This is a genomic window from Sphingomonas sp. Leaf62, from assembly GCF_001421915.1.
GTDB lineage: Bacteria > Pseudomonadota > Alphaproteobacteria > Sphingomonadales > Sphingomonadaceae > Sphingomonas.
Map to the genome: position 1 here is coordinate 60,118 of NZ_LMLN01000029.1, position 16,157 is coordinate 76,274.

Annotated in this window: 8 protein-coding genes; 3 read left to right on the forward strand and 5 right to left on the reverse strand. The window is 67.0% G+C overall.

What is annotated here, in order from left to right; all coding sequences use genetic code 11:
* Positions 1-3 precede the first annotated feature (3 nt).
* The 5 genes from ASE91_RS14670 to ASE91_RS14690 form a co-directional block, all read right to left on the reverse strand.
* Complete coding sequence (locus tag ASE91_RS14670) at positions 4-2,298, reverse strand: GH92 family glycosyl hydrolase (protein WP_056627349.1); 2,295 nt, start codon at positions 2,296-2,298, stop codon at positions 4-6.
* Positions 2,295-4,889, reverse strand: coding sequence for a glycoside hydrolase family 3 C-terminal domain-containing protein (locus ASE91_RS14675; RefSeq protein WP_235530502.1), 2,595 nt, complete (start codon positions 4,887-4,889; stop codon positions 2,295-2,297). The genes ASE91_RS14670 and ASE91_RS14675 overlap by 4 nt, the downstream gene beginning before the upstream one ends.
* Positions 4,886-7,498, reverse strand: a complete 2,613-nt coding sequence (locus ASE91_RS14680; RefSeq protein ID WP_056627354.1) for a beta-mannosidase — start codon at positions 7,496-7,498, stop codon at positions 4,886-4,888. Before ASE91_RS14680 ends, ASE91_RS14675 begins: the two co-directional genes overlap by 4 nt.
* The gene (locus ASE91_RS14685) at positions 7,495-9,780 is read right to left on the reverse strand and encodes a beta-N-acetylhexosaminidase (protein ID WP_235530503.1); all 2,286 of its coding nucleotides are present in this window, start codon (positions 9,778-9,780) and stop codon (positions 7,495-7,497) included. Before ASE91_RS14685 ends, ASE91_RS14680 begins: the two co-directional genes overlap by 4 nt.
* A gap of 139 nt (positions 9,781-9,919) precedes the next feature.
* Positions 9,920-12,694 (reverse strand): TonB-dependent receptor, encoded by a 2,775-nt coding sequence (locus ASE91_RS14690; RefSeq protein WP_056002634.1) that lies wholly within the window; start codon positions 12,692-12,694, stop codon positions 9,920-9,922.
* Positions 12,695-13,176: 482 nt separating this feature from the next.
* Here ASE91_RS14690 and ASE91_RS14695 point away from each other — a divergent pair, with 482 nt between their 5' ends.
* Genes ASE91_RS14695 through nagA form a run of 3 tightly spaced genes read left to right on the forward strand, consistent with a single transcriptional unit; the run spans position 13,177 to position 16,128 of the window.
* Positions 13,177-13,914, forward strand: coding sequence for a GntR family transcriptional regulator (locus tag ASE91_RS14695; RefSeq protein WP_056003033.1), 738 nt, complete (start codon positions 13,177-13,179; stop codon positions 13,912-13,914).
* A 31-nt stretch (positions 13,915-13,945) separates the two neighbouring features.
* Complete coding sequence (locus ASE91_RS14700) at positions 13,946-15,004, forward strand: SIS domain-containing protein (RefSeq protein ID WP_056627363.1); 1,059 nt, start codon at positions 13,946-13,948, stop codon at positions 15,002-15,004.
* Entirely contained in the window at positions 15,001-16,128 is a 1,128-nt protein-coding gene (nagA, locus tag ASE91_RS14705; RefSeq protein ID WP_056627365.1) for an N-acetylglucosamine-6-phosphate deacetylase, read from the forward strand. Before ASE91_RS14700 ends, nagA begins: the two co-directional genes overlap by 4 nt.
* Positions 16,129-16,157: the final 29 nt, after the last annotated feature.

Sequence of the window (16,157 nt, forward strand, 5' to 3'; positions counted from 1 at the left end):
GGATCACTGGGTGCCCGGCCGGTCCTTGGGGTCACGGCCGAGCGCCTTGTTCGGGGTCGCCGACATTTCGAACACCAGTCGCCCGCCCTTCGCCAGATCGGCATGGGCGATCCAGCTTTTGGTCCATGGCCGGCCGTTCCACGTGACAGCGCGGACATAGGGGCGGTCGGGGGCGTTGCCGCGCGCCTCGACGATCAGCCGCTTGTCGCCACCGACCCGTACCGTCGCGCGATCGAACAGCGGACTGCCGAGCACATAGGTCGCGCTGACCGGGTCGACCGGATAGAAGCCGAGCGCCGAGAGCAGATACCAGGCACTCATCTGGCCGCAGTCGTCGTTGCCGATGATGCCGTCGGGGCGGTCATGGTACATGTCGGTCAGCAGGCGGCGGACCATCGCCTGCGTCTTATACGGCGCACCGCACCACGCGTACATATACGCCACGTGGTGGCTGGGTTCGTTGCCGTGCGCATATTGCCCGACCAGCCCGGAGATGTCGGGCGGGGCGTCGGCCGGGAGTTCGGACGAGGCGTTGAACAGCCCGTCCAGCTTCGCCTCGAACGCGGCATCGCCGCCCATCGCCGCGATCAGGCCGGGGATGTCGTGCTGGTTGAGGAAGGTCGCCTGCCAGCCATTGCTCTCGGTGAAATCACGCCATCTCTTCGAATGGCCCAGCGCATTGGGGGCATAGGGTTCGGCCCAGCTGCCATCGGCCAGCCGCCCGCGCGCAAAGCCGATCCGGGCATCGAACACATTGCGCCAGTTGCCCGACCGCTTGCGCAACCGCGCCGCCCCGGCGGCGTCGCCCGCCGCATCGGCGATGAACGCGCCGGCATAGTCGTCGTAGGAAAACTCCAGCGTCTTCGACACGCTTTCGAAGATGCGGTCGGCGGGCGCATAGCCGAGTTCGTCATAGGCGCGTACGCCGATGCTGTTGTCGAGATTGGGCGTCGACCAGTCGAACGAGCGTTTCTTCACCCCGCCCCATGCGGCGGCATAGTCGGCGGCGACGCCCTTCGCGCGGGCTTCGGCGAGCACAGGGACCGCGTGCCAGCCGATCATCGTGCCGGTCTCGACGCCCTGTAGCGGCCAGACGGGCGGGCCGAACGGGCTTTGCTGCGTCTGGCGGATCAGGTCGCGGGTGAACGCCTCTGTCAGCTTCGGGCGGATCAATGTCTGAAGCGGGTGGAAGGCGCGATAGGTGTCCCAGAGCGAATAGGCGCTGTACGCCGCTTCGCCGCGCGGCACGGTATGCGTCTGGCGGTCGAGGCCGATATAGCGGCCGTCGGTGTCGGAGAAGAGCGTCGGACCGATCGAGGCGTGGTAGAGCGCCGACGCGGCGACGGTGCGCTGCTGCGCGGTGCCGCCCTCGAACCGGATCAGGTCGAGTTCGCGCGCCCATGCGGCGCGGGCCGACCGGGCGTAGCGGTCGAAGTCCCAGTGCTTGGCTTCGGCGGTAAGGTTAGCCTTTGCGCCCGCGAGGTCGACGGCGGAGATGCCGGTGCGCAGGACGATCGGCGCGGCGCCGGCGTCGGCATAATGGAGGACAGCCTTCAGCCGCTTGCCGGTGACGCCCTGCGCGCCCGCCGGGGCATCGCCGTCGCCGAAGAATTCGACCCGGTCGGGCCGGCGCGAGAGCTGCATCGCGAAGAAGATGCGGCGGCCCTTCGCCCAGCGGAACACGCGGCGGGTGCCGGTGATGCTGCCATCGGGTTCGAGGGTGAGCGCGGCTTCGTCGATATAGGGGCGCTGGTTCGGCCCCTCCATGACGAGGTGCGACAGGTCGATCAGGATATGGCCGGGGCCTGCCGGAAAGCGGTGGCGCTGGATGCCGGTGCGCTCGGTCACGGTCAGTTCGGCGCGGACGCCGCTTTCGAGAGTGACGGCATAATAGCCGGGCTCGGCGACTTCCTGCGAATAACGCTGGCGGTAGCCCTTGTCGGGATCGTCGAGCGGGCCGCCGTCGAGTTGGACGGGGCCACGCGTCGGGACCACCAGCACGTCGAGCATGTCTCCGATGCCGGTGCCCGACAAATGGGTGTGGCTGAAGCCGAGGATCGAGCTGTCGCCCTTGTGATAGCCCGAACAGGTCGCCCAGCGCGCGGTGTCGGTGTCGGGCGACAGCTGCACCATCCCGAACGGCATGGTCGCGCCGGGAAAGGTATGGCCGTCGCCGCCGGTGCCGATGAACAGGTCGGGGCGGGCGGGCGCGGCCGTCGCCGCTCCGGCCGGCAGCGTGTCGATCAGCGCCAGCGCGGCGGTGCCGCCGAGCAGGGCGCGGCGGGAAAGCGTCGTCATTTCGGCAACTCCTGCGTGCCGGTGATGGTGAAGGCGACTTCCTGTCCGGGGGTGCTGCCCGGCTGGCCGCCGCCGAGGAACAGGCGATAGTCGCCCGGTCGCACCGCGCGGGTGCCGTCGAGCGCGACGGTGCTGAGCAGGCGCGGATCGAGGGTGAAGGTCTCGGTTTTCGCCTCTCCCGGCTTCAGCGCGACGCGCTGGAAGGCGACGAGGCTGTGGCGCAGGACCGGGTCGTTCCATGCGCCGATCTTGTTGAGTGCGGCCGGGGCGATCAGATAGGCTTGCGCGACCTCTTCACCGGCGCGCTGGCCGGTGTTGGTGATGCGGGCGGTGACGGTCAGCGGCTGGCCGGCGGTCAGGGTCGCCGGGGCCTTTGCTTGCGTATAGGCGTAGCTGGTGTAGCTGAGGCCATGGCCGAAGCCCCAGAGCGGCGTCCCCTCGAAATAGCGATAGGTCCGGCCCTTCATATTGTAGTCGACGAAGGCGGGCAGGTCGCTGGTCTTGGCGTAGAAGGTCACCGGCAGCCGGCCCGACGGGTTGGTCGTGCCGTCGAGGACGTCGGCGATCGCGGTGCCGCCGACCTCGCCCGGATACCAGCCGGCGACGATCGCGTCGGCGTGGGTCTTGGCCCATTCCATCGCCACCGCGCTGCCCGACAGCAGGACGACGATCAGCGGCTTGCCCGATGCCTTGACCGCTTCGAGCAATTGTTGCTGCGCTTGCGGAAGCGCGATGTCGGTACGATCGCCGCCCGAGAAGCCGGCGACTTCGAGGCGCAGCGCCTCGCCCTCGACCGCAGGAGACAGACCGACGAACGCGACCACCGCATCGGCGGATCGGGCAGCGGCGACGGCTTGCGCCCGCTGCGGATCGGCAGGCGCGATCCAGGTCAGCCGGATGCTGTCGTCGGTGCTGGCATGGGTCAGGTCGAGGCGGAAAGGTTTCGGGCTGGCGTCGGCGAAGTCGAGGACCGCCTCCATCCGTTCGGACTTGCTGTCGTTCGCCGCGCCCTCGATGGCGGCGGTGCCGGTGGCGCTCAGCACGTCCCTGCCATCGACCCACAGCCTGACCGCGTCACGGCCCGAACATTTGTCCCAGCAGCGGTTGATGTCGATGCGCAGCGTGTAGCGGCCCGGACCCGGCGGGGTGAGCATCCCCGACCAGCGCACGCCGTAGCGGTTTACCGGCAGGTTCGCGGCGGGGCTGGTTCGCCGCCAGTTGAAATCGATGGTGCGGTCGGTGCGGGTCAGCACCGGCGCGCCGGTCATCGCCGGGTCGGCGAAGTATTCCGCCTTCAGCCCCGCACCGAAGGCGGTCCGGGACACTGGCAGGGGCACGCCCCCGGCCAGGGTCGACCCCTGCGCATAGGTGACGGCGAAGCGGTCGGTCAGGCCGTCGAGCGGCGTGACCGGGTTTGCCGAGGTGCCGTTGTAATTGGCCTCCAGCACGTCGAGGCTGTCGGCGTTGGGACCGACCACCGCGATCCGGGCACCGCGCTTCAGCGGCAGGATGCCGTTGTTCTGGAGCAGGACCAGCGACTTGCGCGCCGCCTCCAGCGCAAGGGCACGATTGGCGGGGGTGTGGAGCGCGCTGGCCGGGATCGCGTCCCAGCGGCTCTTGCTGCCGAAGGCGTCGCCCAAGCGCTTGCGCACTTCGAAGGTACGCTCCAGCGCACGGTCGACCACCGCTTGCGTGGTCAGGCCGCGTTCGAGCGCCCTGGGCAGCGCGGCATAGGCGCTGCCGCAATTGACATCCATGCCGGCATTGATCGCGGCGGCGGAGCCGGCGGCGTTGTCGAGCGCATAGCGTTGATAATGGGCGATGTTGCCGATCGCGTCGCAATCCGACACCACCAGTCCGTTCCAGCCCCAGTCGCGGCGCAGCCGTTCGTTGAACAGCCAGCCGGCGGCGCACACCGGTACGCCGTGAATGCCGTTATAGGCGCACATCACCGATTGCGCCTTCCCCTCGGTCAGCGCGCGGCGGAACGCGGGGAGGTAGGTCGCCTCCATGTCATAAGGCGCGGTCTGGACGCTGAACGCATCGCGGCCCGCCTCCGGCCCGCTATGCGCGACCAGATGCTTGGGCGTGGCGATGACGCGAGGTTGCAACGGGTCCGGCCCTTGCAGGCCGCGCACATAGCCGACCGCCAGCGCGCCGGTCAGCACCGGGTCCTCGCCATAGGTTTCCATGCCGCGCCCCCAGCGCGGATCGCGGAAGATGTTGATGTTGGGCGACCAGATGGTCAGCCCTTCGTAGCGCCGCCGGTTCCGGCCCGGTAGCGCATTGTATTTGGCGCGCGCCTCGGTCGACACGACGGTGCCGATCCGCTCCATCAGCGGCGCGTCCCATGTCGCCGCCAGCCCGATCGCCTGCGGAAAGACGGTGGCGACGCCGTTGCGGGCGAGGCCGTGCAGCGCCTCGTTCCAATAGTCATAGGCGGGCAGGACATCGCCCTGCGCCGGCGCGGTGCTTTGCAGTTGTGCCGCCTTTTCCGTGGGGGTCATCGCGGCGATGGTCGCGGCGATTTGCGGATCGGGCCGAAGATCGGACTGACCGGCCCCGGCGAGCAGGGCGAGAAGGATGCTCACTTGGCGGCTCCCAGCGTTTGCAGGCGCAGCGCTTTCTTGAGCGCGCCGGCCGATGCCTTGCCCTCGATCGTCACCGTGACGCTTTCACCGGGCAACAGGTCGAGGAAATTGTCCGATGCCTGCACGTCGAGCGTCCCGAACCCGATCCACAGTGCGCGGGCGAGGCGCTTGGCGGTGATGGTCAGCGCCGGCTTGCCATCCTGCGTCGACCAGCGGGTCGTCAAACCCGGATCGGGCAGGTCCATCGCCTTTTCCGGCAGCGCCGACACCAAAGCGCGCGAGGTCGGCTGACCATCGACCAGCAGTTCGAACACCGCGAAGCTGCGCTTGGGATCGGCACCCTTGAACAGGTCGGCGTCGGTCAGCGTGGCGATTTTCGTCGACGACAGCGCCGGCAGTTGCACCGCGCGTTCGAACTGGTTGGCGACGCGGCCATCGACATCGATCGTCCGCACCCGCCAGCGCGCGGTGACCGGCCGGGTCGCGTCGGAGATCAGCGCGACTTCGGTCGGGCCATTGGCCTTGCGCGCCGCCGAGATGGCGAGCGGGGCGAAGAACCGGCGGGCGGCGAAGTGCAGCGCCTTCCACCGGCCATAATAATCGATGCTCGACCATGATGCGCCGGGCCACACGTCGTTCAACTGCCAATAGAGCGTGCCGCTGGTCACCGGGCGGCAGGCGCGGTGGTGAAGCGCGCCCAGCTGGATGCCGTCGGCCTGCATCACCTGACTGAGATAGACGAAGTCGGCGAAGTCGCGCGGCGCGCGGTACCGCATCCGGATATAGTCGAGCAGGCGGCCTTGACCTTCGCCCTTCAGGAATTTCTGATGCGCCTTCATCACCGGCGCTTCGATCCCGTAGTCGGCGGGTTTGGCGAACTTCGCGATGGTCGCCATGTCGGGCATCGCCTGCAACCCATATTCGGACATGAAACGCGGGCAGCTGTCGAGATAGGCGGTGGCGGGCTTCTTGCCGCCCCACACGTCCCAATAATGGCGATCGCCATTGCCGTCCTGATCGGGCTTGCCCTCGTAATTGGCGCTTGGGCTGCCGGGCCAATAGGGGACGTCGGCGTCGCGCCGTTCGGCGGCATCGCGCAGTACGCGGTCGAACAGGATCGCCATGCCGACGCCGACGCGTTCCTGTTCGTCGGCCCCGACGCGCTTCTTGAAGGCGGTGCGGTCGCTCCAGCCCTCCCAGCCCGACAGCACTTCGTTATTGCCCGACCACAACACGATCGAGGGATGCGCCTGTATCCGGTCGACCTGTTCCTCGGCCTCGATCTTCACGCTCTCGCGATACTCGGGGTCATAAGGGGTGATCGCGCCGCCGAACATGAAGTCGGACCAGATCATCAGCCCCAGCCGGTCGGCGGTGTCGAAGAAGCTGTCGGGCAGATACATGCCGCCGCCCCAGATGCGCAGCATGTTCATGTTCGCCGCCTGCGCGTCGCCCATAATCTTGCGCATATAGGCGTCGGTGACGCGCGGGCCGAAGCTGTCGAACGGGATCAGGTTCGCGCCCTTGGCGAAGACGGGGATGCCGTTGATGCGGAACAGGAAGCCGCGACCGATCGCGTCCTTCTCCCGCACCAGTTCGACGGTGCGGATGCCGGTCGAGCGCTGCTGGCTGTCGACCAGTTCGCCGTCGAGCCGGGTTTCGGTGGCGACGGTGTAGAGCGGCTGCGCGCCATAGCCGGCGGGATACCACAGCTTCGGATTGGCGATGGCGACGGGTACGCTGACCCGGTTTGCGCCCGCCGTGACCGCGACGGTGCGGGTAGCGCGGACCTTGCTGCCGTCGGGCGCGGTGACGATCGCGTCGACCTGCACCGTCGCGTCGCGATCGGCGATCAGGATCACGTCGGCGGACAGGCGTGCCTCGGCCGGGGTCACCGCTTCCTGCTGGACGCGCAAGCCATCGATGCGGACATCGTCCCACGCATCGACCTGTACCGCGCCATTGGGGCCGACATTGATGATGCGGGGACCCCAGTCCCAGCCATAATGGTATTTGGGCTTGCGAATATAGGGCGAGGTCTGCCGCGCCTCCGGCTCGTCGCCAGCCGTCGAATCATATTCGCCGGGCAGGGGGTTCTCGATCTTCGCGACCATCGGTTTCAGCACGCCGAGCGGCGATTTGAAGGCGATGCGGATCTCGTTCGCGCCGGCCTTGAGCAGCGGCTTTGCGTCGGCGCGCCAGCGGCGATGGGCATTGTCGGCGGCGAGCAGCTTGGTGCCGTTGACGAACACCTCGGCAAAGGTATCGAGTCCGTCGAAGACCAGATCGACATGGTCGCGCGCGAGCAGCGCCCGCGTCGCGTTCAGGCGTCCGCGATAGTCCCAGTCGCTGCGCCCGACCCACTGGATCGTCGCCTCGTTCAGCCGGAGGAAGGGATCGGGCGTGATCTTCGCCGCGATCAGATCGGTCTGGACGTATCCCGGCACCCTGGCGGGCAGCCAGCGCGCGGCCTTCGGGTGCTCCTTCGCCGCCGGATCACCGGGGGCGAGGCGGACCTCCCAGCCCTTGTCGAGCGTCACCGTTTCGCGTGGGGCCGCCCCCAATGCGGCGGGGGCGGCTGCAAGCAACAGGAACAGGGCTGGCTTCACTTGGACTCTTCCAGTTGCAGCGTGTCGATGGTGTAGAAGGGGTGCGACAGCGGCGAGGTGAATTGCAGGCACACATCGGCATCGCCCGCCTGTTTCGGGAAACTGCCGGTAAAGTCGAACCGGTTGGGTGCGGTGTCGGGGTCGGGCAGCGGGAAGGTGGCCGCGACAGTACCGGCACACCCGCCGACGCGCATCACCAGTTCGCCATATTGCGTGACCGAATAATGCAGGCGGACCTTGCCCTCGTCATGCGCCAGGCCATAGTTGCGCGGAAGGCGGGCGACGGTGACCTTGAACGCCTGTGCGACATCCAGCGGCATTTTCAGCGCCTGGGTACAGGTGTCGAACAGGTTGACGTTATAGGCGGGCGCATCGCCGCTCTGCCCTGAGACCAACGGCACGCGCAGGCCCAGCGCCCCCTTGGGACACGCGACCATGTCGTTGCCGCCCGTCGCGCGCAGCAGCGCCGGACGGGTCGCGTCGAAGCGGCGCGGCACGGCGAGCGCATGACCGTCCTTCGCGAACGCCGTGGCCGTGACGACCTGACCCGGCTTCACCGCGATCGGCGCGGCATAGGCGCGCGAGCGGGCGGTCGGCTGGCTGCCGTCCACGGTGTAGCGGATCGTGCCGGCACCGGTCTGCGTGGCCAGCGTCAGCTTGGGCAGCTTCTGACGCAGCACGTCGCCGTTCGTGCCCGACAGCGTGTAACCGACCGCGAAGGCCGCATCGGCGGCGGCGATCCCCTGCCGCTGATAGCGCAGCATCTGCGGCTGGAGGCGCTCGACGAACCCCTTGAAGTCGCGCTTGTCGCGTGGGCTCCACGTGAATTCGGCGATCGCCGACAGGCGCGGGAAGGTGGCGTGTTCCTTCTGCTTCGCCGTCGCCAGATATTCGGACCACGCATTGCCCTGCGCGCCCAGCACGTGCGCGGCGGCCTCCGCCGTCACGCCGGGGCGGACCGGTTCATAGCCATAGACCATCTCAAGCGTCTGCAGCCCGATGCGGCCGGGCGGTTCGTCGCCGGCGGTCGACTGGATATTGTCGAGATACAAATTGGGGGCGGGCGACATGACGACGTCATGCCCCTTGTTCGCCGCCTCGACCGCGCCCGCCTCGCCGCGCCACGACATGACGGCGGCGCTGGTCGGCACGTCGCCTTCGAGGATTTCGTCCCAGCCGATCAGGCGGCGGTTCTTGGCCGCCAGATATTTGCCGAGTTCGGAGATCATCCAGCCCTGCATCTGGTTCTCGGTCTTGAGACCCAGCGCCTGCATCTGCGCCTGCACTTGCGGAGAGCGCTGCCACTGGTCCTTCACCGCCTCGTCGCCGCCGACATGGATGAACTGGCCGGGGAAGATGTCGAGCAGTTCGTCGAGGACGTTCTTGATGAAGGTCATGCTGCGCGGGGAGGGCGAGAACAGCCACGGATTGACGCCCCAGTCATGGCCGACCGGCGGGCGGTCGCCGAGCACGCCGACCTCCTCCGGATAGGCTGCGACCGCTGCCTGTGCATGGCCGGGCATGTCGATTTCGGGGACGATGGTGATGCCGCGCTCGGCGGCATAGGCGACCAGCTTGCGCAGTTCGTCCTGCGTGTAGAATCCGCCGACCTTCGGACCCGGAGCGCCGCCGGCGACGGGGGGCAAGCGGAACGCGCCGATCTCGGTCAGTTTCGGATAGCGCTTGATCTCGACGCGCCATCCCTGATCGTCCGACAGGTGCATGTGCAGCGTGTTGAGCTTTTGCGCGGCCATGGTGTCGACGATCGGGTAGAGCGTGTCGATCGGCTGGAACGACCGCGTCACGTCGACCATCAGCCCGCGCCAGCGAAAGCGTGGGCTATCGTCGATGCTGGTCGCGGCCACCCGGACCGGCTTGCCGAACGCGGTATCGGGGCTGAGCAACTGGGACAGCGTCATCGCGCCCCAGATCAGGCCCCGGTCGCCGCTGGCGGTAATGGTGATGCCCTTTGGCGTGACGGTCAGGCGATAGGCTTCGTCGCCGGTGATCGCCGCATCGCGGACGAAGCGGATCTTGCCGGTGGCAGCGGTCGTCAGCGTCAGTCCGCGATCGACCTTCACCCGATCGGTCAGCAGCCGTGCGGCGGTGGCGGCACCGGTATCGCCGGCCGGTACGGCGATGCCCGCGCCATCGGCAATGGTGATCGTGCCCTTGGCCGGGGCGATTTGCGCTGGCAGCGGAAGGAGCGGGGCGGTCTGCGCATGGACCGGAGCGATGGTCGCGGTGGTCGCGGCAAGCGCCGCCCAGATCAAATGCTTCACGCTGATACTCCCCTGTGGCTGGCACGCCGATTCGCTGTGCCCGAAACTCTAGCGGCCCGAACGAAAAAAGGCCCCGGCAAAGCCGGGGCCTGTGACGAAGCGGGGGGCACGGGCCGCACCCCCCGTATCGCCGGCCCCCTTACATGCGGAAGGTGGCGCTGAGCGAGAATACACGACCGTTCTTGTAGATCGACGTCGGTGCGTCCGGCGTGCTGCTGTACTGATAATAGGTTTCGTCGAGCAGGTTCGACGCCGCCGCCGTCAGGCCGATGCCTTCCGAGATGGCGTAGCTGATCTGCGCGTCGAGCTGGCGATAGCGATCGGTATAGTCCGAGCTCGCCTGACGGCCGAAGCGATAGAAATACTTCGAACGCCGGTTGTAGCTGACCCGCGCCTGGAACGGGCCTTCCTCGTAATAGGGGACGATCGTGAAGGTGTGCCGCGACAGGAAGGGCAGGCCGTTGGCGAACGGGGTTTCCGCATCGGCAAAGGTGTAGCTGCCCTGCACGCCGAAGCCATAGGCGATGTTGGTGTTGCCCGACAGCGACATGCCGGTCACCGACGCCTTGCCGCCGTTGATCGGACGCGAGATCGAATAGGTCAGCGTACGGCCGGTGACGCTGTTGGTGAACTCCACCCCGTCGTCCACCTGATTGCCGACGTAGTTCGAGATGTCGCGATAGAAGAACTCGCCCGACAGGAAGCTGGCCGGTGCGAAATACCACTCGGCCGACAGCCCGTAGTTGGTCGCGGCATAGGGCCTCAGGTCCGGATTGCCGCCGCTGCCCGAGCGGGTGGTGTCGTCGAGCGACAGCGAACCGGCCAGGTCGCCGTAGCGCGGACGCGCGATCACTTTCGCCGCGGAGGCGCGCAGCACCACGTCCTCACCCGCCTGGAAGATGACGTTGGCGGCGGGCAGGAAGCGCGTCTCGTCGTTATTGACCTTGGTCAGCGCGAACTGGCTGCTGCCGTTCACGGTGCTCTGGACGTAGAAGGTCGATGCGTCCGACGTGTTGACGACACGGCCGCCAAGGTTGCCGCGGAACTTGCCCAGCTCGAAGTTGGCCTGGATATAGCCCGCCGCGATCTTTTCGCGCACGCGCCAGTAATCGCCGCGCGACAGACCGCGATCGGCTGTGAAATTGCCATACTTCGTCAGCGCACTGAGAATGCCGTCCTTGTCGAGCGTGGCATAGGGCGTACCGTTCCCCGACGTGCCGAGACCGTTGTACAGGTTCTTGTCCTGCACGTAGAAATCTAGATCGGCCAGCGTGTAGTTCTGGTTGGTGTAGACGGCGTTGCTGTAGGTCGTGTTGCCGTTCAGGTGCGAGGCATAACGGCCGCCGAACAGGATCGCCTTAAGCGGACCGAAGTCGACGTCGCGCTTCACATTCACTTCGCCGAAGATCTCGCTGTCGGTGGTGAAGCCCGACTGGAGCGGGATGCCGCCGATCTGGCGGCCGAAGAACCGGCGGCCGTCGGGTGCGGTGATGTTCTCACCGCCATTGGCGGTGAAGTTGCTCAGCCACTTGGTCGCATCGCTGGCCGGCGAGTTCCAGTTGACCTGCGTGTTGCGGCCGTTCGCCCCGGCGGTGAAGCCCTGCTGCGTACGGAAATCGAGCAGATATTCGGGGTCCTTGCCGCCGGTGGCGCGGGTGGCACCGAGGTTGCCGTTGATGGTCCATTCACCCGGCGTCCAGTCGACCAGCAACGATACCGAGTCGTTCTTCAGGCGGGTACGGCGATAATAGGTGTCGAGCTGGCCGGTCGATCCGGTGCCCGACGTGATGCCGGTGAAGGTCGCCGAATCGACGATGCCCGGCTGGCCGTTCTGACCCGGAACGAAGGTCGCCGCGGTCATCCGCGATCCTTCGAAGCCATAGGTATATTCGGAATTCGACACGTTGTCGTAATTGCCGCGGATGATCAGCCCGGTGCCGGTGACGGTCAGGTTGTCGGTCGGCTTGGCCGAGACCGCGCCGCTGAAGCTGATGCGCTCGCGCTCCTGTTTGAAGAATTCGCGGGCGAGGAACGAGGCATAGCGCGACGCGCTGAATGCCGAGATGGTGGCGGCGGTGGGGCGCGAACCGTTGATGGTGGCACCCATCACCGCGCGACCGTCGGCACCATATTGGATCGGATTGCGCGAGCCGTCGGCATTGGTCGTGCTGAAGCTTTCGAGCAGCGCGGCACCGGTGCGGTACCAGTAGCTGGCGACGCCGGCGCGGCTCAGCTGTTCCTTGTCGTAGCTGACCGAGCCGAGGAAGCCGATCGTCTCGTCCTGGTTCTTCCAGCTGTACAGCGCCGAACCGCGGAAGCTGCCGCGCTTCGCACGGTCGTTATATTCGCCGCCGGCGGTCGCGGCGATCGTGTTCGACTTCAGCTCGAGCGGCTTGCGGGTGACGATGTCGACGGTGCCGCCGATGGCGCCTTCCTGAAGCCGGGCTTCGGGCGTCTTGTACAGGACCGCCTGGCTGATGATCGTCGGCGACAGCAGCGAATAGTTGAACGAACGGCTCGACCGGTCCGACGGGTTGCCGCCCCAGTCGGCCGATGCGACCGAGTGGCCGTCGATGGTCACGCGGTTCAGCGCGGGTTCGGTGCCGGCGATCGAGAGCTGCTCGCCTTCGCCGAACTGGCGGTCGACGGTGACGCCGGGCAGGCGGGCGAGCGAGTCGGCGATGTTGCTGTCGGGCAGCTTGCCCACGTCTTCGGCCGAGATGACGTCGACGATCGAATCGGCGCGCCGCTTGGTCGCGATCGAGTCGGCGATCGACTTGCGGATGCCGGTGACGGTGATCGTGTCGTCTTCAGCCGTCGAGCTGGTCGGTGCGGGCGCTTCCTGCGCCAGTGCCGGCGTCGCCACGGCGACCAGCGCGGTGGAGGCTAGATATGCGAAACGCGAAAAAGCCATGGTCCCTACCCCTTCTATCCGGGCGCGAAATGCGCCCTCCCCGATTGGCCGCGACGGGCAGCGACGCCATGCGTCACGCTCTGGTACTGCTTTGGTACCATGCAAGCTCGTTTTGGTCGGCCGCAATGTGACCAATCACAATCATAAAATCTACATAAAAATGAAAAAGATCTGCACTGGTGAGAAATTATGGCGCTAACGTTGCCTAAATCGGCTGGTTTACACCATTTATTTCTCCAATGCGTAACATAGTTACAAAGACGCTGGTGGGCAGGTGAACCGTATACGCTGGCAGGTAGTAGCGAAACAACGGTACGGCATAGTGCCAATGATGATACGGCAATGGCGGACAGCCGGTTTCCACTGGCATTCTCGGCGCTCACGCGCCCTTGCGTAGTACCAAAAACATACCTATCACGGCGATTGTGATCCTCCAGACCGCCCCTTACGTTGATCGCTCGATGAGTTCGAAGGGCGTGGTCATGGAATTTTCAGATCGGGTCGGCCGGTTGCGCGACGATGCGCACGCGCCGCTCTATGTGCAGCTGCAGCAGCTGGTTCGAACCGCGATCGAGCGGAAGATCCTGCAACAGGATGATGCGATCCCGCCCGAACGCGAACTGGCCGTGGAATATGACGTGTCGCGCATCACCGTGCGCAAGGCGATCGAGGGGCTGGCCAAGGAAGGTCTGGTCGTGCGGCGGCGCGGGGCGGGGACGTTCGTCGCGGCGCGGGTCGACAAGAGTTTTTCGAAGCTGTCCTCCTTTTCGGAGGATATGGTCGCGCGCGGCCGCGTGCCCAGCAGTGCGTGGGTGTCGAAATCGACCGGGCTGGTAACGCCCGAGGAATCGATGTCGCTGGGGCTGTCGCCCGGCGCGCCGGTCTATCGGTTTCAGCGGATGCGCTATGCCGACGACGTGCCGATGGCGGTCGAATATGCGACCATCGCCGGCAATTGCCTGCCCGGCGTTGATGCGGTCGGCGACTCGCTCTATGCCGCGCTGGAGGCGGCGGGATCGCGGCCGGTGCGCGCGTTGCAGCGGCTGCGCGCCATGGCGTTTCCCGTCGAACAGGCACGCCGGCTGGGGGTCGAGACCGGCCATGCCGGGTTGTTCATCGAACGGCGCGGGTTTCTGGCCGATGGCGACACGGTCGAATTCACCCAGTCCTATTATCGTGGCGACGCGTACGACGTGGTCGCCGAACTCAACGCAAGCTGATCCGGCACAGGCCGGCACCGAGAAGGGGTTCATGACGTCCACCGTCGAAACCGGGCCAACGCCGGTCGTTGCCGAGCATACCGCCATGCACCGCGAAGCGGGGGAGGGCGGTGCGTCCGTCGCCCGCTTCCTGTCGCGCAATGCGCAGGCGCTGGCGGAGCTTGGCGCATCGCTGCGCGCCGATCCGCCGGCACTGGTCGTCACCTGCGCGCGCGGGTCGTCGGACCATGCCGCGACCTATGGCAAATATCTGGTCGAGACGCTGTGCGGCGTGCCGGTCGCCAGCGCCGCGCCGTCGGTCGCGTCGGTCTATGCGACGCGGATGGAGCGGATGAACGCGCTGGTGATCGCGGTATCGCAATCGGGCCGCAGCCCCGACCTGCTGCGCACCGTCGAAAGCTACAAGGCGGCGGGCGCCCGCGTCGTCGCGCTGGTCAATGTCGAGGATTCGCCGCTCGCTGCGCTTGCCGACACCGTGCTGCCACTGTCGGCCGGTCCCGAAACGTCGGTCGCGGCGACCAAGTCGTTCATCGCCTCGCTGACCGGCCTCGCCGCGATCGCCGCGCACTGGAGCAAGGATCAGGCGTTGCTGGCGGCGCTGAACGACCTGCCCGCACAGCTTGAAGCGGCGTTCGAACTGGACTGGACGACGGTCGCCGACACGCTGGTACAGGCCCGCAACCTGTTCGTGATCGGGCGCGGGTACAGCTTCGGCGTCGCGCAGGAAGCGGCGCTCAAGATGAAGGAAACCTCGGCGCTCCATGCCGAGGCGTTCAGCAGTGCCGAAGTCCGCCACGGGCCGATGGCGATCATCAACGACGGCTTTCCGCTACTGGGTTTCGCGACGTCGGACGATGCCGGCGACGATGTGCGGGCGGCTGCGGCGGAGTTCGCATCGCGCGGCGCGGCGGTGCATCTCGCCGATGCCGCGGATACCAACAGCCAACCACCAACGATCCGCAGCCACCCCGCAATCGAACCGATCCTGATGATCCAGAGCTTCTACCGCATGGTCAACACGGTGTCGCTGCGCCGGGGCCTGAACCCCGACCAGCCGCCGCATCTGCGCAAGGTCACCGAAACGCGATGAGCAGCTTCGTCTTCCGCGGCGGGCGCGTGCTCGCCGACCAGTGTCAGCACGACAGCTGTGCGTTCCGTGTGGAGGGCGGCGTCATCGCCGACTTCCACGCCGGTGACGATGCGCAGGTGATCGACCTCGACGGCGGCTGGCTGGTGCCGGGCTTCGTCGATACGCAGGTCAATGGCGGCGGCGGTGTGTTGTTCAACGACCGCCCGACCGTCGCGGGCATCGCCGCGATCGGCGCGGCCCATGCGAAGTACGGAACCACCGCCTTCCTGCCGACCCTTATCAGCGATCGGCTGGACGTGGTTGCCGCGGGCCTCGACGCGGTCGATGCCGCGATCGAACAGGGTGTGCCGGGCGTCGTCGGCATCCATGTCGAGGGGCCGTTCCTGAATCCTGCGCGCAAGGGCATTCACGACGCGAACCATTTCCGCGCGCTGGATGACGCCGCGATCGACCTCCTGACCCGGCCGCGCAAGGGCGTGGTGATGGTCACGCTGGCCCCCGAGCGAAACGAACCCGCCGCCATCGAGCGGCTGGTCGCGGCGGGCGTGATCGTCAGCATCGGCCATAGCGATGCGACTTATGAGGAAGCCCGCGCCGCGATCGATGCCGGCGCACGCGGCGTCACGCATCTCTACAACGCGATGTCGCCGCTCAAGCACCGCGATCCGGGTGTGGTCGGGGCGGTGCTGGAGGACAGGTCGGTCTATGCCGGCCTGATCGTGGACGGCGCGCACCTGCATCCTGCCGCGATCCGCGTGGCGCTGGCGGCACGGCCGATCGACCGATTCATGCTGGTGACCGATGCGATGCCGACGGTCGGTGCGGAAGCCAAGGAATTCGTGCTCAACGGGCAACCGATCCATGTCGAAAACGGCGTGTGCGTCGATGCCAACGGCACGCTGGCCGGATGCGATCTCGACATGGCGACGGCAGTGGCCAACACGCACGAACTGGGGGTCGCGTTCGAGGATGCGGTGGCGATGGCATCGGCCAACCCCGCCGCGTTCCTGCGCCTGTCGCACCGGATCGGCAGCCTCGATATCGGGCATAGCGCCGATTTCGTCTGGCTCGACCGGGACCTGACCGTGCGCGGCACGTGGATTGCGGGCAACCGCATCGTCTGACCCCGGTTCGCCGGGACGAACAACAGCAT